This window comes from Comamonas sp. BIGb0124, from assembly GCF_003752175.1.
GTDB lineage: Bacteria > Pseudomonadota > Gammaproteobacteria > Burkholderiales > Burkholderiaceae_C > Comamonas_F.
The window spans coordinates 119,048-138,573 of record NZ_RJVF01000012.1 but is presented as its reverse complement, the minus strand read 5'-3'; the positions used below and the strand labels follow the sequence as shown (position 1 = coordinate 138,573).

The window sequence follows — 19,526 nt, the reverse complement described above, 5'->3', positions numbered from 1 at the left end:
TTAGTGACAGCCAGCCCGATCACTTGAAAAAAGAACGGAGACCTTATGAAGAAGTACAGACTGTTTGCGCTTGGTGCGATCTGTAGTGCGGCCGCGATCGTTGCAGCCTGCGGTGGTGGAGACTCGGATGACGACGTGGCTCAGCCGGTCGATCCGGTCGATCCGCCGGTCGTGATCCCGGCAGACCAGCCGCGCGAAGTGCGCACCACCTGGTTCGGCATCAGCAATTTTCATTATCAGGCCGGCGACTTCGGCTTCATTCTCGACGGCGAGGTGGTCAACAGCGGCAGGGCGCCGACGCCGGCGGCTGTGACCAAGGTGCTGGGTGCACTCTCGAAAAAGGGCAGCGTCGACGCTTTCCTGGTGGGCCATGAGCATGGCGACCATGCACTTCAGATTCCCGAATACGCCAAACAGACGGGCAAGCCCATCTACGCCCCTCGCGCGGTCTGCGAAGACGTGGTGGCCTATGGCAATCCGGCCTCGCAGTGCACGTCGCTGAAGGGCGGGGAAACGTTCGAGTTCTCTCCCTATGTGACCGTCAGGGTGGTCCGCTGGCTTCACAGCCTGAGCTGCGGCGTCAGCGGCAACGGGTCGGCCGGCGTGGAGACGTTCGGTTTCCTGATCACGGCCAGGACACCTGAGAAGGTCGTGTCCATCTACGCATCCGACAGCGGTGCGGGCGGTCAGGAATTGTTCATTCCGCGTGTGGTCAACAAGGGCACGGCCAGCGAAGAGAACTATCCCTCGCCGTTCGACAACCTGATGACGGCCTTCAAGGCCGCCGGGATTCCCAACATCGACCTGTGGCAGGGCGGACCGGAGTCGCGGGTGGTCAATCAGGCGCGCATCATCGTGCCTGCCTTCGGCGTCAAGTATTTTGCCCCGCATCACCTCGGCACGCGCAACACGCTGGTGGATGGGCAGAGCGTGGGCTTCAGCCTGGAATACGGTCTGCACTTTCCGTATCTCGAGTCCGAGGTTCCGTTGCTGACGGCCTATCTCAAATCGGTGGGCACCACGGCCTTCAATCCGGACAACTATTTCGACGCCTGGAGCCTGACGGCCAACGGGTTCACGACTGTCGACAACGCAGAAGTCAAGGCTGTCTACGGACTGCCGGCCACGGGTCCGGGCCCAGGCAAGCAGGGTCCCAATCCGCGGGCTGGCCAGCTCGAATGCGCGGGCGACTGATCCCGGCGCCGGCGATGCATCGACGAGGGGGCCGAGTTGTCGATGCATCGTCCCCATCCCGACGTCTGCCCGTGCAGCGCCTGCATGCGTTGCAGTTGCAGGGTGTCGACGACCTCGCTCTTCCTTCAAAAAAACGGAAACAACATGGAACATTCTTTGATCGATGGCACGGCACGCTTGACGCGCAGGCGTGTCTTGTCCGGTGCCGGCACGCTGGCGGCTGCCGGCCTTTTGCCCCGTCTTGCCAGTGCCCAGACAGCGTGGCCCACCAAGCCGATCCGGTTCGTGGTGCCTTTTGCACCGGGCGGCAGCTCGGAGATCGTGGCCCGATCGACGGCGGCCGAACTGGGCAAGACGCTTGGCCAGAGTGTCTTTGTCGACAACAAGCCGGGGGCAGCCGGCAACATCGCGATGTCGGAGGTGGCACGCGCAGAGGATCAGCACACCGTGATCCTGGGGCACATCGGCACCTTGGCGGTGAATCCCTACATCTTCGAGAAAATGCCCTGGAAACTGAGCGACTTCAAACCCGTCAGCCTGCTGGCCAAAGTGCCCAGTCTGTACGTCGTTCATCCCGACGTGCCGGTTCGCAACCTGCGCGAGTTCATCGCCTATGCCAAGAGCAAGCCGGGCAAGCTGAGCTACGGCTCTGCGGGCAACGGCAGTGCCGGTCACCTGGCGTTCGAGTTTCTGAAGATGTCGGCCGATATCTTCATGCTGCATGTGCCTTACCGCGGAACGGGCCCGATGCTCACGGACTTGATGGCGGGGCGCCTCGAGGCTTCGGCCGTCGGTGCCGCCGCCATCATTCCGTTCATCAAGGCGGGCAAGGTTCGCTGCATCGCCACTGGTTCCTCGCAACGATTGCCTCAGTTGCCCGACGTGCCCACGGTCGCCGAGCAGGGTTTTCCTGGGTTCGAGATGACCCAGTGGTATGGGTTAATCGCCCCTTCGAATCTGGCGCCCGATCACTTGGCCAAGCTGTCGGCCGAAACCATGAAGGCCGTGAAGGCACCCGACGCCCTGGCCCGACTGCATGCCGACGCCGCCGAGCCCATCGGCGATACGCCGGATCAGTTTGCGAAGTTCATCGCTTCGGAGCAGGAGCGCTGGAAAAAGGTGATTGCCCGAGCCCAGATCAAACCTGACTGAACCAGGCGCGGTGTTGGCGCTCCCTTGGATGCTTATCGATGCGTATCCTTCTCGCGGAAGACGAGCACACGCTCGGGACCTGGCTGTGCAAGGCGCTGGAGCACCTCGGCATTCAGGTCGAGTGGGTCGACAACGGCCGCTCGGCCGACAGCGCGCTCCAACTGCGCGATCACGACGCGCTGGTGCTGGACCTGGGCTTGCCCGGCCTCGACGGCCACGAAGTGCTCCGGCGCCTGCGCGAACGCGACCAGCGTCTGCCGGCGCTCATCCTGACGGCACGGGATTCGGTGAATGACCGTGTCGACGCGCTGAATGCCGGTGCAGACGACTACCTGGCCAAGCCGTTTGCCTTGCCTGAGCTCGAGGCTCGCCTTCAGGCTCTGGTGCGGCGATCGCGGGGCATCGAGCATCCCCGGTCGAGTTGCGGCCCTCTGGTCTACGAAACCGCTCGCCGGCAGTTCACGCTGCATGGCGAGGTGCTGCACATGCCGCCGCGCGAGCATGCGGTGCTGCGCGCGCTGCTTCAGCGCAGCGGGGAGCCTCTGTCCAAACAACAGATCATCGACCGGGTCTTTTCGGACGACGACGAGGTTCATCTCGAGGCGATCGAGGTCATCGTTCATCGGCTGAGAAAACGCCTGAGCACGACGCCGGTTCGCATCCATACCTTGCGGGGGTTGGGTTATGTCCTTGAGCTGGCTTAGCGACAGGACGATGGCCAAAGCCAGGCGCGCCAGCCTGCGCCAGCGACTGGCGGTCCTGCTGCTGCCCTTTCTGGTCGCCCTCACGGGAGTCGAGTTGTGGATGACCCGAAAGGATGCGATCGAGGCCGCCAACTCGGCTTATGACCGCTCGCTGCTGGGGGCGCTCAAGGCCATCGACGCCAGCATCTCCACGGCGTCGGGGGGCCTGTCGGTCGAGTTGCCCTATCGCCTGTTCGAGTTCTTCGAGCTGACGGCGAACGGGCAGGTCTATTTCCGCATCGCGACCTCGGACGGCCTCGTCGAGCTGGGAAGCGCCGACATGCCCATGCCGTCCTCGCCCGTACTCAGCGACAGGCCTGTCTTCTACGACGACGTCTACTATGGGGAGACGGTCCGCCTGGTTGCCTACCGCCGCGCGCTGGACCGCGCACCCATCGGCAGTCAGACCCGGACGGTCTTGGTACAGGTCGCCGAAAGCACATTGTCCCGGCAGGAGTTCATCGACCGGTTTGTGCAGAGAGCGGCGTATCGCGACTCGGCCGTGCTGATCCTGATGCTGCTGGGCACCATGCTGGCCTTGGCGGCGGCGCTGCGGCCGCTGGCCATTCTGGCGCGCAAGGTCAAGGAGCGCCGCCCGGACGATGTCACACCGCTGCCCGATCGGGAGTTGCCTGCGGATGTGCGTCCGCTGGTCACGGCCGTCAATCATCAGATGGCCCGGGTCGAACTGCTCCTCGATCAACGCCGGACGTTCCTGGACGACGCGTCCCATCAGCTTCGAACACATCTCACGACCTTGCAGATGCAGATTGCCGTGGCCCAGCGATTGGGCGGCGGTCACGGCGTGATCGATGCACTGTCTGCGCTCGATACCGAGGTCCGCCGGGCGACGCGCACCACGCGCCAGCTTTTGACGCTGGGGCGAAGCGACAGCGTCGAGATCAGGAAGGACAGGCTGGATCTGGCGGTCTTGCTGCGGACGGTCGCCGTGTCCCTGCTTCCGCGAGGGAAGGCAAAAAACATCGATCTCGGTATCGACGCCGCGCCCTCTCCTTGCTGGGCGATCGGTGACGCCGGTCTGCTGCAGGAGGCCTTGGCGAACCTTATGTCCAATGCGATCGACCATACGCCGGAGGGCAGCGTGGTGACCGCATCCGCGACGCGTGTGACGATGCGCGGTGCGGGGTGGCTTCTGGCCGTAGAGGACAACGGTCCGGGGCTTTCCGAGGACGAGCTGCAGTCCCTGGGGACACGTTACCGAAAGGGGGCCCACGCGAGCAGCAGCGGGTCGGGGCTCGGCCTGGCGATTGCACGCTCGATCGCCGGCCGGCATGGCGGCGAACTCGGATTGCATCGGCGGCCGGATGGCCCCGGACTGCGAGCCACGATCTGGTGGCCGGACAACACACAGGATCGAACGCATGATTGACCGTTTTGCACCCCGATCGGGACCGCTCGACCGCCGGCAAGTTCTCGTGAGGATGGCCGCGGTGTTGGGCGCCACGGGTTGGCCGCATGCGCATGCGGCCTCGAGAGAGCCCTCCAGCGCGGCCGCGGCTTCTCAGGTAGGCGCGGCGAATGCGGCAGAGTGCATCATCCCGTCGAAGGCGGGAGGGGGTTTCGAGCTGACGTGCTTCATTGCCCGCGACGGTCTGCAACTGGTTCGCAAGCATGAGCCCCCGCTTGAATCCACCTATCTGCCGGGCGGCATCGGCGCCATGGCCTATCAGCGCATGGTGTCGAACGCCATCGGCGGGGATTCGACGGTGGTCGCCTTCTCCAGCGGCTCGTTGCTCAATCTGGCCCAAGGGCGCTTCGGCCCGCCTGGAGAGCCGGTCCGATGGCTTGCCGCGCTGGGCGCCGACTACGGCCTGATAGCCGTCCATCGCGACTCGCCCTTACGCAGCATGGCCGATCTGCTGGCCGCGATTCGGGACGACCTGCGGCAAGTCGTGTTCGGGGCAGGGGGCACGGTGGGCAGTCAGGATTGGGTCAAGGCGGCATTGATCGTTCGGGCGGCGGGCCTCGACCACAAGGCCATGCGTTTTGTCTCTTTCGAAGGCGGCGGTGACGCCTTGGCTGCGCTATCGGGCGGGCACATCAAGGTCTTCACGGGCGATGCCGCCGAGGCCATGCTGGCACTGAACGACGGCGCCGCCTTGCGGCCGTTGGCCGTGCTGTCCGAGCATCGGTTGCCAGGCATATGGTCCCGCACACCGACCGCCCAGGAACAAGGCGTCGATCTGGTCTGGCGCACGGTTCGCGGCCTGTACACCGGGGGACAGGTGTCGGCCGAGGCCGTTGCCCGATGGCGTGCCGCCCTGGCCGAGATGCTGGGGCATCCCGCGTATCCCGCGATCCGGGATCGATACGGCCTGTTCGAGTTTTCGCTCACCGGGCCGAAGCTGGAGCAGTTCGTGGAAAAGAGTCTGGAAGACTACCGCGCTCTGGCCGAAGATTTGCGGTTGCAACGGTGGCTTTTGCGGTGATGTGGTCTCCAGGATCGGCGGTCATCGCAGAGTCTGTCTGAAAGCGTCTCCATCCTGGGGTGATGAAGCCTTTCGTCCTACTCGATGCACGCTTGAAAAGCCGAACACTCACTGGCGCCTTGCAGTTGACCATGAGCATGGCCAAGTGAAGCCTCTTGATCCCGAATCCGCATCATGCCCTGTTTCGAGAACTTGAGTAAGCCGGATTTTCAGAAATGGCAAGGATGTTTTCACCGGGTTATACGTTGCTTTTTTCCCCACTGACGAAGGCTGCGGAGATTTTGCCGAAAGCGGCCCCATTTGCTGATGCTTTCGCTATCATCTGTTCGATGTCGTAAAGAAAAAACAGAACGTTTTTTCGTAATGAGCGACGACAAATGGCTGAAATTGCGTTGAGACCTGCTGGGTTGGGCCTGCCGGGGCAATGACAAGATTTTTTAATAATTGTCATTACGGACGCAGGTTGTCTCGGCTTGCGAAGAGAATTGAGAAATCAGGAGGCAGATTCGCTGTGAGGTTTTTCTTTGCCGATGTTTGGCATTCAATAGAATCGTTTTTATGTTCTCTGTCTGAGTTGATAAATCTCATTTTTCACGCGATCGCCTTTGACGTGCACGCGTGTCGGCAGGCTGGGTGTGCATGATTATCCATTGCCTGTTTGATGGGCTTGAGAATATTGTCTACAGCTCGGTCAGTACAGGCGAGTCGTATGTAGAGGGCTCTGCAGCTTTGGAATCGAAAAGACTGCCCAAGTGAATTATTTCAACTATGTCACTCGGCCACTTTTGCGCCGAATGTTTGCAAAGGGACTCCTTGGGCGTCCTCCGCGCGCGCCTGCGGATGTTCCTCGTTTTCGGGTGCTGGTGTTGGGAATCTACCTGACCGACCGTGTCAATCAGGCATCGCAATTGGTTGTGGATTTCGCCAAGTCGCAGCACCATGATGTCGACCAGAAATGGGTCGCTCTGGGCGCGACGCCCCCGACTTCGGATCCGGGCCTGAAAGCGGTGACCGTCAGGCACTGCAGGCAGCTGATCCCGAAATTCAAGTTGCTCAATGAAATGCTGGCGGGTCTCGAGGTCGATGACTATGACTACATCATCTTCACGGATGACGATGTGGCGTTGTGTCCGGATTTTGTCGATGCCTATTTGGCCTGGGTAGCGAGCTGCGGCTTCTCGATCAGCCAGCCGGCTCGTACGCGTTTCAGCTACCGAGACCACAAGTTCTGTTTGCGGACGTGGGGTGTCAAGGCGCGCGAGACCTTGTTTGTCGAGATTGGACCGGTTTTTGTTTTCGACAGGGCTGCTGCTCGTCATTTGTTGCCTTTCGACGAGCGAAGTCCCATGGGTTGGGGCATTGATTTTGTATGGCCCAAAAAGACCCGAGAGCTGAATATGACGATGGGCATCATCGATGCGGTCACGGTGGACCACAGCTATCGTGAGCAGGGGAAGACCTATAGCTCGAGCGATAACAGAATCATCATGGATGAATTTTTGCGCGACGTCGAGCATTTGAAGCCTGAAGAGGCCAGGGTCTCTATCAGGATTTACCGGTGAGAGTTTATCAATGGATTCGATGAGTTTTTCGATTCTCCAAGGGCTGTGCAGAGAATGAGATTTCTGAGTCGTATTTTTATACTGCCGGCCAGTTTCTATTACTGCCGAAATATCCGGGAATGGCTGGATGAGCGGCGGACCAATCCCCACTTTTATCAGTCGGTGATGATCGACTCCCTGCACATCAGACGGCGTTTGATCAAGCGCAAACGCCTTTGGCAAAGCCTGGTCTGCGGTGGGTTTCTGGTGGCCCGTGAGCTGGAATCCGGGGCGTCTGCACGCCAGGCTTTGACGACCGTCTGGACGCACTACCGGCGCTTCGGCGCGAAGGCCATCCGAGCCCGGGTTCTGGATTGGTCAGAGAGCACCCCTGCCGCATCGCTCAGCATGACCGCGAATCCGCGAAAGATTCTGGTCGCCGATAGCAATCTGCCCCGTGCCGACTTCTCTGCCGGCGAACTCGCAACCGTCGGCATGCTGCGCAGCCTGGTCCGACTGGGATATGAGGTGGTGTTTTTACCCGCGGATTTCCAGGACGATGTTGTGTATCGGCAGAAGCTGGAGACGCTGGGGGTCGAAGTGATCGTCAAGGGTCGGGGTTATGAGTCTGTCACTCGCTACCTGGTGACGGAGGCTCATGCCTTCGCGAGTATCTACCTGATCAGGGTGAATGTTGCCGAGCAACTGTTGCCGGTCATCGAAAAGGCGGCGCCGCACGCCAGGCTGATTTTCCATGCACCCGATCTGTATTTCCTGAGAGAAATGCGGGAGGCCGACCTGAGCCAGGATCCCAAGATGCGGATCCAAGCCAACCAAACGCGTGACCGAGAGTTCTCGGTCATGGGGCGAGTCCACCACACGGTGGTCGTCAGCTCGGCAGAGGCCGCCGTCCTGCGCGAAGCGTTGCCCTCGCTGTCGCTTTCCGTTTTCAACGTGCTTTATGTGGATGTGACGTCGCGCCCTTATCTTCCAGAAGAGCGCAAGGGACTCTTTTTCATTGGGGGATATGCCCACAGCCCAAACATCGATGCCGTGATGTGGTTTGTGAAGAAGGTCTGGCCCTCGATCCACCTACGCCATCCAGACGCCACCTTCCATATCCTGGGTGCCAAGGCGCCCCCATCGGTCGTCGAACTGGGCAAGGTGGCGGGTGTCCGGTTTGTCGGCCATGTCGGTGATCTGGATGAGGCCTTTTCATCGTATCGCCTGGGCGTCGCGCCATTGCGTTTTGGCGCAGGAATCAAAGGCAAGGTCGCCGCGACCATGGGGGCGGGGGTTCCCATGGTCTGTACCACGGTAGCGGTCGAAGGCATGGGAATCGTGGACGGGCACCATGCGCTGGTCGCAGATGGAGAACGGGCTTTTGCCGATGCCGTGAGCCGGTTGCTGGACGATTCGGATCTCTGCCGGTCGATCTCCGATCGGGCGCGCCCATTGGTGACCCGCCGCTTTGGTGACGAGGCCAATCACACGGCGTTCATGGGCATGCTCAACGATGCGCAGGTTCTGGATCTGTCTCTTTATCTCGAGTGGATCAAGAAGGAGCATCCGCGAGAGGACGCTCGATCCTTGCAGCGACTATCCGGTTTCGGTCAATCCGAAGAAATAGATGTCTCGATCATCGTTCCTGTTTTTAACCAGTGGCATCTGACGGAGATCTGTCTTTATGCATTGGTGAAGACGCTGTGGAACAGCGAGCATCGCATCGAAATTCTGCTCGCCGACGACGGTTCTTCGGACGACACGTTGCGGGCCTCGGAATTTTTCCCGTCGGTCAAGGTGATTCGCAATCCAGCCAACCTCGGGTTCTTGAGGAACTGCAATCATGCGGCGTCGCTGGCGCGCGGGCGATATCTGCTTTTTCTGAACAACGATACGGTGGTGCTACCGGGTTGGCTGGATCACCTGGTCGAGACCTTGGCGGCCGATTCCTCGGTCGCCATTGCAGGCTCGAAACTGCTGTATCCGGACGGCTCGCTGCAGGAGGCCGGCGGCAGTCTGCTGCGGGACGGCAGTGCCATCAATCAGGGGCGTGGTCACGCCAGATTTGCGACGATGTTCGATCTGCAGCGCGAAGTCGATTACATATCGGGTGCTTCGATTCTGGTCGAGCAGGCCTTCTGGAAAGCGGTCGGTGGATTCGACGAACGGTATGCCCCGGCCTATTGTGAAGATTCGGATCTGGCCATGGCCGCTCGCCACCTGGGCCGGCGTGTGGTCTATCAACCGAAATCCGAGGTTGTGCATTTTGAACACGCTTCGTATGCAGAGCAGGCCAGTCACCAACCCAAGACTCTGCAGCAGGTCAACAGCGTCAAGCTTTACGAAAAATGGGCGCCTCGATTCGAAGTGGATCATTTGGCTTCGAGTGTCTCGGCGGAAGTGGCGTATGCCCACGGAGAGCGTCGGCCCAGTCGGCACGCGGCCCGGTTAGCGGGCAACACGCGGCTGAATGTCCTTTATCTTTCTTTGTTGTCCTTGAAGCCTGGCCCTGCACACCCCCCCGGTCATTCGTTCATCCGTGAAATGACGGCGTCCGGCATGAATGTGCGGATCGTGCTGTTCAGCGAAGATCGATTCGACGAGGCTCTCAAGGCCGAGATTCAGAAATCCTGGCAGCCGTTCGATGTCGTCTCTGTTCTGCGGGCAGAACGTTCCTTGCAGGGTGGCGAGACGGGGTTCGATGGCTCTTATTCTCACGCGCTGGGTGCTGTGGTTGCAAAGTGGTGTCATCGGGAAGAGATCGATATCGTCTACTGCGATGCGGTCTACTTGGTGAGGCTAATGGATTATGTGCCCGCTCATGTATTGAAGGTCTTGGAGACACGAGGTGAATGGATGGGAAATTCTCAAGCGGGTGTGCTGAAAGCTGTGTCGAACGACCAGCCCATCGAGCCTCGCGGTGCTGGGGAGACGTATTTGCAGAGTGCAGATATCGTGGATCCGTTCGACATCGGCGTCTTGATTCAGCACGCAAAGATCACTTCTACTCATCCATGACACCATGCTGTTTCGAGCACGCGCACCTTTGAGACTGGGGCTGGCAGGAGGCGGAACGGATGTTTCTCCGTTTTGCGATCTGCATGGCGGATATGTACTCAACGCCACGATCGATCGGTATGCCTATGCCGTTCTGCAGCCTCACGAAGCCCGCGAAATCCGTTTTGCGGCGACCGACCAAGAGGTTGCAGTGACCTTGTCTGCCGACGAACAAGTAGAGTTGGATCCGGCATTGATGCTGCACCGAGCGGTCTATCGACATTTCGTGGACCGGTATCACGAGGGAGTGAACATCCCCCTGACGCTGACGACGTATTGCGATGCCCCGGTGGGGTCCGGGTTGGGCGCGTCGTCGACGCTGGTGGTTGCGATGATCCGGGTGTTCTCCGAGTTTCTGAACATTCCCTTGGACGATTACGCAATCGCCGGTCTGGCCTACGATATCGAACGTGAGGTGTGCGGGCTGGCGGGTGGTCGGCAGGACCAGTTCTCAGCCTGTTTCGGTGGTTTCAACTTCATGGAGTTCTACAGCGAGAAGCGCGCATTGGTGAACTCCCTGCGCATCAAGAACCACATCATTTGCGAACTGGAAGCCTCGCTGGTTCTGTTCTATACCGGTGTGTCGCGTGAATCCGCACGCATCATTTCGGACCAGAGCCGAAATGTCTCGGCAGGGCAGGAGCAGGCACTGGAGGCCATGCAAGGGCTCAAACAGGAGGCGTTGTCCATGAAGGAAAGCTTGCTGAAAGGGGATTTCGAAGGCATCGTCGAGTCCATGCGCCTGGGGTGGGAGAACAAGAAACGATCCGCTGCAACGGTCTCGAATCCGCATATCGAACAGATCTACAGCGCCGCCACAGCCGCGGGGGCATCGGCCGGCAAAGTATCGGGGGCAGGCGGCGGTGGTTTCATGCTGTTTTTTGTGAATCCCGAGAGTCGCATGGATGTGATACGTGCCCTGAGCCGATTCGAGGGGCAGTCTTCCAACTGCCATTTCACCAAGACGGGAGCGCAGGCATGGAGCGTGAAATGATCGAAAAACTGCGGCAAAGTGTGGGGCAGACCGCCGATCTGATTCAGATGATGATGAGCGACGATGTGCTGCTCGGCTCTCTCGAAGAGGTCATCGAAGCGTGCATCCTGAGCTTGAATTCCGGTGGCAAGATTCTGCTGGCTGGCAATGGCGGCAGTGCTGCCGACGCTCAGCATATCGCCGGGGAGTTCGTCAGCCGGTTCGAGTTCGATCGGCCCGGTCTGGCTTGCATTGCGTTGACGACCGATACCTCCATTTTGACCGCGATTGGCAACGATTACGGCTTCGAACGTTTGTTCTCGCGCCAGATCCAGGCGTTGGGAAGAGCGGGTGACGTCTTTATCGGTTACAGCACGTCGGGGCAATCGTCCAATGTGATCAATGCGCTGCGAGTCGCCAGGGACCAGGGCTTGGTCACAGTGGCCATGACGGGCAACCGGGGAGGGCCCATGCTCGAGTTGTCCGACCATGTCCTTGCGGTGCCTTCGCCCCATACCCCGCGCATACAAGAAGGCCATCTTGTACTGGGCCATCTTCTCTGCAAAGAGGTCGAGCATGCCCTTTTCGGCGAACGGAGGGTTTGAGTGATGGAGGCCATCGTGCTGGCAGGGGGCTTGGGTACTCGATTGCGGTCGGTGCTTCCCGATACGCCTAAACCCATGGCGCCCATTTGCGGCAAGCCGTTTCTGGCAATCTTGCTGGAAAACCTGGCCCGTCAAGGATTTTCACGTGTCGTCCTGTCGGTCGGCTACAAGGCCGATGTGATACAGGCGTATTTCGGCGATGTCTACGCCGGTTTGGTCCTGCGTTATGAAGTCGAAACAGAGCCGCTCGGAACAGGGGGCGCCTTGCGCAAGGCGTTGGGGCAGATCCAGGGCGATCATGCCTTTGTGTTCAATGGCGATACTTTTCTGGATCTTGAGGTCGACGCGGTTGCAGCGCTTTGGGGCCGGTATCGACAGCCGGTTATCGTGGCTCGCGAAGTAGACGATGTTTCGCGTTATGGTCAGGTTTTTCTGGAGAACGGCCGGGTCCGCACATTCGGGGAGAAGTCGGGTGTCGGGGCGGGATTGATCAATGCCGGCTGTTACGTGTTGCCCGTTGACGCATTCGCAAACATCGCCGTGCCGGCACCGTTTTCGCTCGAGCATACCGTGCTCGCACCGTGGGTCGCCAGCGGATGTGTGAGAGGACATGTCACGCGGGGTCTTTTTATCGATATCGGTATCCCGAGCGATTATGCGCGGGCACAGACGTTGCTGGGGGAGTCCTGAGGCGTGGTCGGCAGCAGAGCACTTTTTCTGGATCGCGATGGCGTCATCAATGTGGACAGCGGCTATGTTCATCGCATCGAAGAATTCCGATTCCTACCCGGCATCTTTGAATTGGTTCGCCAAGCCAACGCTTGCGAATACCGTGTGGTTGTGGTCACGAACCAGGCCGGCATCGGTCGTGGTTATTACACAGAGATCGATTTCAGAGTGTTGATGGATTGGGTGCGCGAACAGTTTGCCTTGCAGGGTGCCGTGCTCGATGCCGTTTATTTTTGTCCGGATCACCCGGAACACGGCGTGGGCCAGTACCGCCGCCAGTCGCCCATGCGCAAGCCCGGGCCCGGGATGCTGCTCCAGGCCCAGCAGGATCTAGGGCTCGATCTGTCGCGCTCCATCATGGTCGGAGACAGCCTGAGCGACATGCAGGCCGGCCGCGCCGCAGGCGTTCCGGTCAACCTGTTGTTGAATGCGGATGTAAAATCCGGCGAGGATCACACGCTCATTACCCACTTGGCCGATGTCACGCCATACTTGGTGCCGCCCGCAGTCGGCAAGGCGAGATAACTCTGAAAGCGCTTGAAGGATGGCCGCTTGTTTCTCTGGCTGCCGGGCTCGTGCCGCTGCGTTTTTTGCCGCGTATCGGCATGTGAGGCGATGAGCCCGTGACAGACACTTGCAGTCACGGCCTAGAGGCTCTTCCTTATGCCGAACGGCGCGTGCTCGTGGCGCCTTCACGGCACAGTTGGCATTGCCGCTTGAATAAGTATCCTTGCTGTGGAGCGTTGGCGTGGATGTTTTTATAAAGTTTTGATATGCAGATCGTCAGCTCCGCCCCGCCGAAAAAGAAAATGCTTTTTCTGTGCATCGGGCATTTTGGTCTTTACAAGATCTTTGAGGAAGGCTTTGCAACCCACGGTCATTGCGATGTGACGACCATACTTTACAAGGGCTACTTCTATCAGTATAGAAGTGTGTGGGAGCGTCTCTACAATGTCTTCAGCAAGATTTTTCTGGGCGTCAATATAAAGATCGAAAAGACGGCGCTCCATCATTTTCAGAGCTTGAGCGCAGAGGCCCACTTCGATTACCTTTTTGTGATCTGTCCCGAGATGATGCATCCGTCGGCTCTCGACTACATCACGGCCAAGGCGGACCAGTCGATCGTCTATTATTGGGATGGCTTTGACCATTTTCCGGCTTACCTGGATACGGTCAAGTATTTCGATGAGCACTATAGCTTCGATCCGGTGGATGCGAAGAAATATGGTCTACAGTTCATCACCAATTTCCACTTCTATGGCCATGACGACCGTCCCGTCGAACAGGATTTTTATTTTGTCGGTACGTGCGATCGGCGTTATCCTGAAATCGAGAGAATCGCGAAGTGCCTTTCCGAGCAAGGTCAGCAGGCTGTTTTTAAATTGCTGATCGACAAACCCGAATGGGTGCCGGCCGAACGATCGCCGTTCATCGAACTCATCGAAGAGCCGGTGCCGATGTCGGAGGCCAAGGAACACTTCAAGCGGTCACGGTATGTGCTGGATGTGCACAAGGAAATTCAGCATGGCTTGAGCTTTCGGATTTTCGAAGCCATGGGCATGAAAAAGAAGCTGATTACCACCAATGCCGATGTCAGGAATTACGATTTCTATCGGCCGCAGAATATCTTTGTCTGGGAAAGCAGCACAGACCGGATTCCCGATGAGTTCTTTGCGACGCCTTATCTCGACCTGCCCGATGAGATTTTCCGGAAATACAGCCGCGAGCATTGGGTGAGGACGGTGTTGAAGATGGATGCCGACACCGCCTGATGGCGGCCGGCATCCCGGTCACGAGGCACGAAGTTTCACGCTGACCGCTCGGCTTCCACCAGCCGCCCCACCAGACTGTCCGGGCGATACAGACCCCGTGCCACGTAGGCCTCGATGTACTTGCGGTCCATGCTGCGCAGCTTGATCAGGGCGGGCGCGTCGGGCGGTGCGGGATGCGCCAGCAGTTGGAGCTGCAGGGGTGTTCTGCGCCAGCCGGCTTGCTCGTGAAGGCGGAAGGCGGTGTCTTCGGCCTTGTACAGGGCCAGGCGATAACGGCTGCGGCCCTGGTCCTGATCCTGATCCTGAATGAGTTGCTGCGCGCACAGGTGCATGGTCAGGTAGTCGGGCATGCCGATGGCCTGGGCCAGCGTGTCCAGCCGGCCGCTGTCGCGCAGCTGTGCCACATACCGGGCGGCTCCGCCTTCGATGATCTCGCGTGTGAAGATCTCGCGCCAATCGGCAATGAAACGGCTGCGGGCGGGCGCGGCGAGGAACCAGTTCTCGATCACGGGATAACGCGGGTCGCGCTGGCTTTGGGCGATCTGGAAGCCGACCCACTCGCTGCCCGTTGCGCGCTGCGTGTCGAACACCCAGTCGAGCGGTGCGGTGAGCACCGTGCTGGCATCCAGCCAGATGCCGCCGTGGCGATGCAGCAGTTCGAGCCTGATCCAGTCGGCACGCTGGTGGACGGAGGCGCGGGCCAAGCCGGGATGCAGCACCAGATAACGCGGCAGATCGTCCGGGCGCAGCAGCCGTACCTCGAGTTTCGGATTGAGTCTGCGGACACCGGCGATGCACCAGGCCACGAAGGTCGGGATGCGTGCGGCGTCCCAGTACATCCACACGACGGGCGGCACGGGATCCGAGTGGGCGGGCCCATCGCCCCAGAGGGCGGCAGCGGGCCGCGATGCCGCGTCGCGACCGGCATGCGTCACGGCCGGTGCCCGAGGCTCGGCCTGGGCCTGCTGGAAGGCGCGCCGCCACCGATGGGTGTGGTAGCGGGAGCGCAGTGCATGAAGAAGGGCGGCGAACGTCATGTGGGCGGGATGATACCGCCGCATGCGGCAGGTCAGACCTTCCTCACTGCCGTTCGTGCAGCCGGCAGCGGCGAACCGTCGCTGGCTCGCGGCGCCATGGCCGGGATGGGGCGACCGGTCTGCGTGTCGATCAGCACGGAGTGGCGTTCACCGCGCGCGAACAAATGCCGTTCGCCCCATTGCCGCAGGGCGACCACGACGGGGAACAGGCTTACTCCCTGGGTCGTCAGTACGTACTCCTGGTAGGCCGAGCCGTCCGAGGCCGCCCGGGTCTGCAGGATCCCGGCCTGGACCAGTTTGCGCAGCCGGTCGGACAGGATGTTGCGAGCCACGCCCAGGCTGCGCTGGAAGTCGCCGAAACGGTGCAGTCCATCGAACACGTCCCGCACGATGAGCAGCGACCAGCGGTCCCCGATGACATCCGCCGCACGCGCAACGGGACAGGGTTCGGTGGGGTCGGGCATCGACGGGGCGGGCATGGGATCGGTGATGGGCATATCGAAGGCATCGCTTTTCTGGTTGCATTTTAAAACCAATATTCCTATCATCCATCTGGTTTTGTTTTGCAACTGGATCCAAGGTCATGGCCATCGCTCCCGTCAGTTCCACATCGCCGTCTCGAGAGGGCTGCGTGTCGAGACCGCTCACCGGCATGCCGCGCAGCCTGGTGCTGCTGTTTGCGCTGGCCAGCGGATCGAGCGTGGCCAATGTCTATTACGCCCATCCGTTGCTGGATGTGCTGGCGCGCGATTTCGGCATCGGCCTGGCGGCGGTCGGCGGTGTCGTGACGGCCACGCAACTGGGGTGCGCGCTGGCCTTGCTGCTGCTGGTGCCGCTGGGCGACCGGGTGGACCGGCGCCGCCTCATGGCCGTGCAGATTCTGGCCTTGACGGCGGCCTTGGGGCTGGTGGCGCTGGCGCCATCCACGCCGTGGTTGCTGGCCGGCATGCTGGCCGTGGGATTGCTCGGCACCGCGATGACCCAGGGATTGATCGCCTACGCGGCCAGCGCAGCCGCGCCGCACGAGCAGGGCCGGGTGGTCGGTGCGGCGCAGAGCGGGGTGTTCATCGGCCTGTTGTTGGCCCGTGTCTTTGCCGGTGGCGTCGGCGATGTGGCAGGCTGGCGGGGAGTCTACTTCTGCGCGGCCTTGCTGATGCTGGCATTGGCCGGCTTGCTGTGGAAGCGCCTGCCGGTGCTGCCTGCGCCATGGCAGGCGATGCGTTATGCCCGTCTGCTCGCATCGCTGCCGGTGCTGCTGCGCGAGGAACGGGCGCTTCAGATTCGGGGTGTGCTGGCGCTGCTGATGTTTGCAGTCTTCAACATCTTCTGGAGTGCGATGGTGCTGCCGTTGAGCGCACCGCCCCATGGCCTGTCGCACACCGCCATCGGCGCGTTTGGGCTGGTCGGAGCGATGGGGGCGCTGGCTGCTGCCCGAGCCGGGCAGTGGGCAGACCGGGGGCATGGCCAGCGCACCAGTCTGGCGGCCCTGATGCTGCTGTTGGTGGCGTGGTGGCCGCTGTCGCAACTGCAGGTGTCGTTGTGGGCGCTGGCGGCGGGCGTGGTGTTGCTCGATCTCGGCGGACAGGCTCTGCATGTCACCAACCAGAGCCTGATTTTTCGCAACCGCCCGCAAGTGCACAGCCGGCTGGTGAGTCTGTACATGCTGTTTTACGCCGTGGGCAGTGGATTGGGGGCCCTTGGCGCGACGGCGACCTATGCGCGGGCGGGCTGGTCCGGGGTGTGCGCATTGGGGGCGGGCGTCAGCCTGCTGGCCCTGGTGTTCTGGTCGGCGACCCGGCGGTTCATGCCTCCGCCGTCCGTTGCGCGGTGAACGGCGTGGCCTGGCGTGCCAGAAGGCGTGCGCAGAGGTCGAGCAGGCTGCACATCAGCCAGTAGACCGCACCGACGAAAAGAAACACCTCGGCCGGGTGCAGCATGAGACGGGCATTGATCTGGGTGGCGAGAAAGGACAGTTCGTTCACGCCCACGATATAGGCCAGCGAGCTGTCCTTGACCAGGGTCACCCACTGGTTGATGAAAGAAGGCAGCATCATACGCAAGGCCTGAGGCAGCACCACATGGCGCAGCGCCCCCCAGCGCGTGTAGCCCAGCGACAGCGCCGCTGCCATCTGCCCCGAACCCACACCGCGGATGCCGGCGGCCACGCCGTGTGCCAGATAGGCGCCGCTGACGAGTGCCAGCGCCGCCATCACCGACAGCACGCCGGGCACCGAGATGCCCAGCACGACGGGCAGCAGAAAGTAGGTCCAGAAGACCAGCATGAGCACCGGAACGGCTCGCAGAAATCCCAGCACGACGGTCAGCGCCAGCAGCGCGGGGCCCCGCAGCAGAACCAGCAGCAGGCCCAGGCCGAGGCCCAGCAGCGCCGAGGCCACGCCGGAGCCCAGGCTGAGCAACAGCGTCAGCAGGGCGCCGCCGGGCGGACCGTCCGGAAAGGTCCCCCAGAGCAGGTAGCCCAGGTCGTCTTCGAGGAATGAAAAATCCATGGTTGCGATTTCGCTTGTCTTGCCGGCGGCCGCCGTTCGGCTCAACCGCGCAGCCGCGCCTGGCGCCGCTGCAGAATCTGTCCCAGCACTTCCAGCAGCGCGATCGCCACGATGTAGAGCAAGGTGGCCACACCGTAGACCTCGAAGGTTTTCCAGCTCTCGGCCTCGGCCTGGCGGGTGCGGTAAGACAGTTCGACCAGGCCGATGGCCATGCCCAGCGAGGTGTTCTTGAGGATGTTCATGTACTGGCCAAGCAGCGGGGCCGTCGCAATGCGCAGGGCCTGCGGCAGCACCACGTGGCGCATGACCTGCGCGGGCGTGAAGCCCATCGCCCGTGCGGCCGCGCGCTGGCTGACGGCCACGCCACGCAGGCCCGAGCGGATGTCCTCGCCCACGTAGGCGGCCGAATAGAAGACCAGCCCCGTGATGGCTGATAGAAACTCGAACGAGGGCCAGCGAGCCAGCACCCAACCGCCGATGGCCAGCTCGTGCGTGCCGTTGAGCCATTGCAACGTGGCCTCGGGCAGCAGGGTAGGGATGCCGAAGTACCAGAAGAACAATTGCACCAGCAGCGGGGTGTTGCGGAACAGCGAGAGATACACGCGGGCCGTCCGCGCGAGGCCGGGCCGTGCACTCTCCCGGGCTGCGGCCAGCGCGATGCCGAGTAGGGTGGCCCCGGCCACCACCAGCACGGTGGACCACAGTGTCATCAGCCAGCCGTCAATCAGCCAGTCGAGGTACTTGGGCGCGAGCAGATCCGCAAGGCGAGCTTGAAGTTCGGATGTCATGAAAGCCGAAAAATGAAAACCGCCCTCGCGGGACGATCGGGGGCGGTGTGTATCGGTGAGCCGGCATCTTGCCGGTCGAGCCGGTGGATCAGCCCTTGTCGCCGATCTTGAAAATGCGCTTGAGCGGAGACTTTGTGGTCGGACCGAACCAGGTGTCGTAGATCTTCTGGGCCCGGCCATCGGCCTCGAGTTCGCGCAGCGTGCCGTTGACGAAATCGGTCAGAGCGGTCTCGCCCTTGGGGATGCCGACGCCGATGTAGTCCTGCGAGATCGCAAACGGCGGTACTTCGTACTTGTCGCGGTCGGGCACATTGGCCAACAGGCCGATCAGCTTGGGGCCGTCCTGCGAAATGGCCTGCACCTGTCCGTTGCGCAGCGCGGTGAAAGCGAAGGGCGTGTCGTCGTAGGCCACCAGCGTGGCCTTGGGAAACTGCTCGCGCAGCTGGATTTCGTTGACGGTGCCTTTGTCCACGCCGATGCGCAGGCTGTTCAACTGGTCGGGCGATGTCAGCGTGCCCTTCTTGGCGATGAACTGCGTGCCCGATGCGAAGTAGGGAATGCTGAAGTTGACGACTTTGGCTCGCTCTTCGGTGATGGTGAAGTTGGCGAACACCAGATCCACCTTGCCCGATGTCAGCAGCGGAACCCGGTTGGCGGGATTGGTCGGAACGACTTCCAGCTTGACGCCGAGCTTCTTGGCCAACGCATGGGCGTAGTCCACGTCGAGACCGACGATCTTGCGGCCCTTGCCGTCGACAAAACCGAAGGGCGGATTGGCGTCGAAGGCCGCGACGCGGACCACGCCCGCCTTCTTGATGTCGTCGAGGCGATCGGCCCATGACAGGGTCGAGGCCAGGGCCAAGCCCGCAAACAGGGCGATCTTGCGTTGGAGGTGATTCATGATGTTGTTCTTCCGTCTGATCTTTGGATGGTGGCGCGGGCGTTCAGGTGCCAGGGCCGCGGTGTATCCGCAGG

18 protein-coding genes are annotated in these 19,526 nt (G+C 61.3%); 13 read left to right on the top strand and 5 right to left on the bottom strand.

Annotation, left to right across the window (positions count from 1 at the left end; translation table 11 throughout):
- The first annotated feature begins 45 nt into the window (after positions 1 to 45).
- The 12 genes from EC845_RS15155 (at position 46) to EC845_RS15100 (ending at position 14,219) form a co-directional block, all read left to right on the top strand.
- Positions 46 to 1,194: an MBL fold metallo-hydrolase gene (locus EC845_RS15155; protein WP_123298970.1), complete on the top strand. Its 1,149-nt coding sequence runs from the start codon at positions 46 to 48 to the stop codon at positions 1,192 to 1,194.
- A 144-nt stretch (positions 1,195 to 1,338) separates the two neighbouring features.
- On the top strand, positions 1,339 to 2,346 hold the full coding sequence (locus tag EC845_RS15150) for a tripartite tricarboxylate transporter substrate binding protein (protein ID WP_123298969.1): 1,008 nt from the start codon (positions 1,339 to 1,341) through the stop codon (positions 2,344 to 2,346).
- Positions 2,347 to 2,384: 38 nt separating this feature from the next.
- Complete coding sequence (locus EC845_RS15145; RefSeq protein WP_123298968.1) at positions 2,385 to 3,050, top strand: response regulator; 666 nt, start codon at positions 2,385 to 2,387, stop codon at positions 3,048 to 3,050.
- Positions 3,051 to 3,060: 10 nt separating this feature from the next.
- Positions 3,061 to 4,479 carry a sensor histidine kinase gene (locus tag EC845_RS15140; protein ID WP_123298967.1) on the top strand — a complete coding sequence of 473 codons (1,419 nt, stop codon included), beginning with the start codon at positions 3,061 to 3,063 and terminating at the stop codon, positions 4,477 to 4,479.
- Between the two features lie 52 nt (positions 4,480 to 4,531).
- Positions 4,532 to 5,539 carry a tripartite tricarboxylate transporter substrate-binding protein gene (locus EC845_RS15135; protein WP_123298966.1) on the top strand — a complete coding sequence of 336 codons (1,008 nt, stop codon included), beginning with the start codon at positions 4,532 to 4,534 and terminating at the stop codon, positions 5,537 to 5,539.
- Between the two features lie 752 nt (positions 5,540 to 6,291).
- Positions 6,292 to 7,101: a glycosyltransferase family 2 protein gene (locus EC845_RS15130; protein ID WP_148077317.1), complete on the top strand. Its 810-nt coding sequence runs from the start codon at positions 6,292 to 6,294 to the stop codon at positions 7,099 to 7,101.
- Between the two features lie 54 nt (positions 7,102 to 7,155).
- Positions 7,156 to 10,101, top strand: a complete 2,946-nt coding sequence (locus EC845_RS15125; RefSeq protein ID WP_123298964.1) for a glycosyltransferase — start codon at positions 7,156 to 7,158, stop codon at positions 10,099 to 10,101.
- Between the two features lie 4 nt (positions 10,102 to 10,105).
- Positions 10,106 to 11,134 (top strand): dehydrogenase, encoded by a 1,029-nt coding sequence (locus EC845_RS15120; protein ID WP_123298963.1) that lies wholly within the window; start codon positions 10,106 to 10,108, stop codon positions 11,132 to 11,134.
- The gene (locus EC845_RS15115; RefSeq protein WP_370451343.1) at positions 11,134 to 11,718 is read left to right on the top strand and encodes a D-sedoheptulose 7-phosphate isomerase; all 585 of its coding nucleotides are present in this window, start codon (positions 11,134 to 11,136) and stop codon (positions 11,716 to 11,718) included. Before EC845_RS15120 ends, EC845_RS15115 begins: the two co-directional genes overlap by 1 nt.
- Before the next feature lie 3 nt (positions 11,719 to 11,721).
- Entirely contained in the window at positions 11,722 to 12,408 is a 687-nt protein-coding gene (locus EC845_RS15110) for a nucleotidyltransferase family protein (protein WP_123298962.1), read from the top strand.
- Positions 12,409 to 12,411: 3 nt separating this feature from the next.
- Positions 12,412 to 12,972, top strand: coding sequence for a D-glycero-beta-D-manno-heptose 1,7-bisphosphate 7-phosphatase (locus EC845_RS15105; RefSeq protein WP_123298961.1), 561 nt, complete (start codon positions 12,412 to 12,414; stop codon positions 12,970 to 12,972).
- A 248-nt stretch (positions 12,973 to 13,220) separates the two neighbouring features.
- Complete coding sequence (locus tag EC845_RS15100; RefSeq protein WP_123298960.1) at positions 13,221 to 14,219, top strand: hypothetical protein; 999 nt, start codon at positions 13,221 to 13,223, stop codon at positions 14,217 to 14,219.
- Positions 14,220 to 14,254: 35 nt separating this feature from the next.
- Here EC845_RS15100 and EC845_RS15095 read toward each other — a convergent pair whose 3' ends face one another.
- The gene (locus EC845_RS15095; RefSeq protein WP_158615704.1) at positions 14,255 to 15,256 is read right to left on the bottom strand and encodes a glycosyltransferase family 32 protein; all 1,002 of its coding nucleotides are present in this window, start codon (positions 15,254 to 15,256) and stop codon (positions 14,255 to 14,257) included.
- 32 nt (positions 15,257 to 15,288) lie between these two features.
- Positions 15,289 to 15,735: a winged helix-turn-helix transcriptional regulator gene (locus EC845_RS15090; RefSeq protein ID WP_370451342.1), complete on the bottom strand. Its 447-nt coding sequence runs from the start codon at positions 15,733 to 15,735 to the stop codon at positions 15,289 to 15,291.
- A 173-nt stretch (positions 15,736 to 15,908) separates the two neighbouring features.
- Between EC845_RS15090 and EC845_RS15085 the strand changes: the two genes are divergently transcribed.
- Entirely contained in the window at positions 15,909 to 17,087 is a 1,179-nt protein-coding gene (locus EC845_RS15085) for an MFS transporter (RefSeq protein ID WP_233598112.1), read from the top strand.
- Here the strand turns inward: EC845_RS15085 and EC845_RS15080 are convergent.
- The 3 genes from EC845_RS15080 to EC845_RS15070 form a co-directional block, all read right to left on the bottom strand.
- On the bottom strand, positions 17,059 to 17,763 hold the full coding sequence (locus tag EC845_RS15080) for an amino acid ABC transporter permease (RefSeq protein ID WP_123298957.1): 705 nt from the start codon (positions 17,761 to 17,763) through the stop codon (positions 17,059 to 17,061). The genes EC845_RS15085 and EC845_RS15080 overlap by 29 nt on opposite strands.
- Positions 17,764 to 17,804: 41 nt before the next feature.
- On the bottom strand, positions 17,805 to 18,551 hold the full coding sequence (locus EC845_RS15075; protein ID WP_123298956.1) for an amino acid ABC transporter permease: 747 nt from the start codon (positions 18,549 to 18,551) through the stop codon (positions 17,805 to 17,807).
- An 88-nt stretch (positions 18,552 to 18,639) separates the two neighbouring features.
- Positions 18,640 to 19,452, bottom strand: coding sequence for an ABC transporter substrate-binding protein (locus tag EC845_RS15070; RefSeq protein WP_123298955.1), 813 nt, complete (start codon positions 19,450 to 19,452; stop codon positions 18,640 to 18,642).
- Positions 19,453 to 19,526 lie beyond the last annotated feature (74 nt).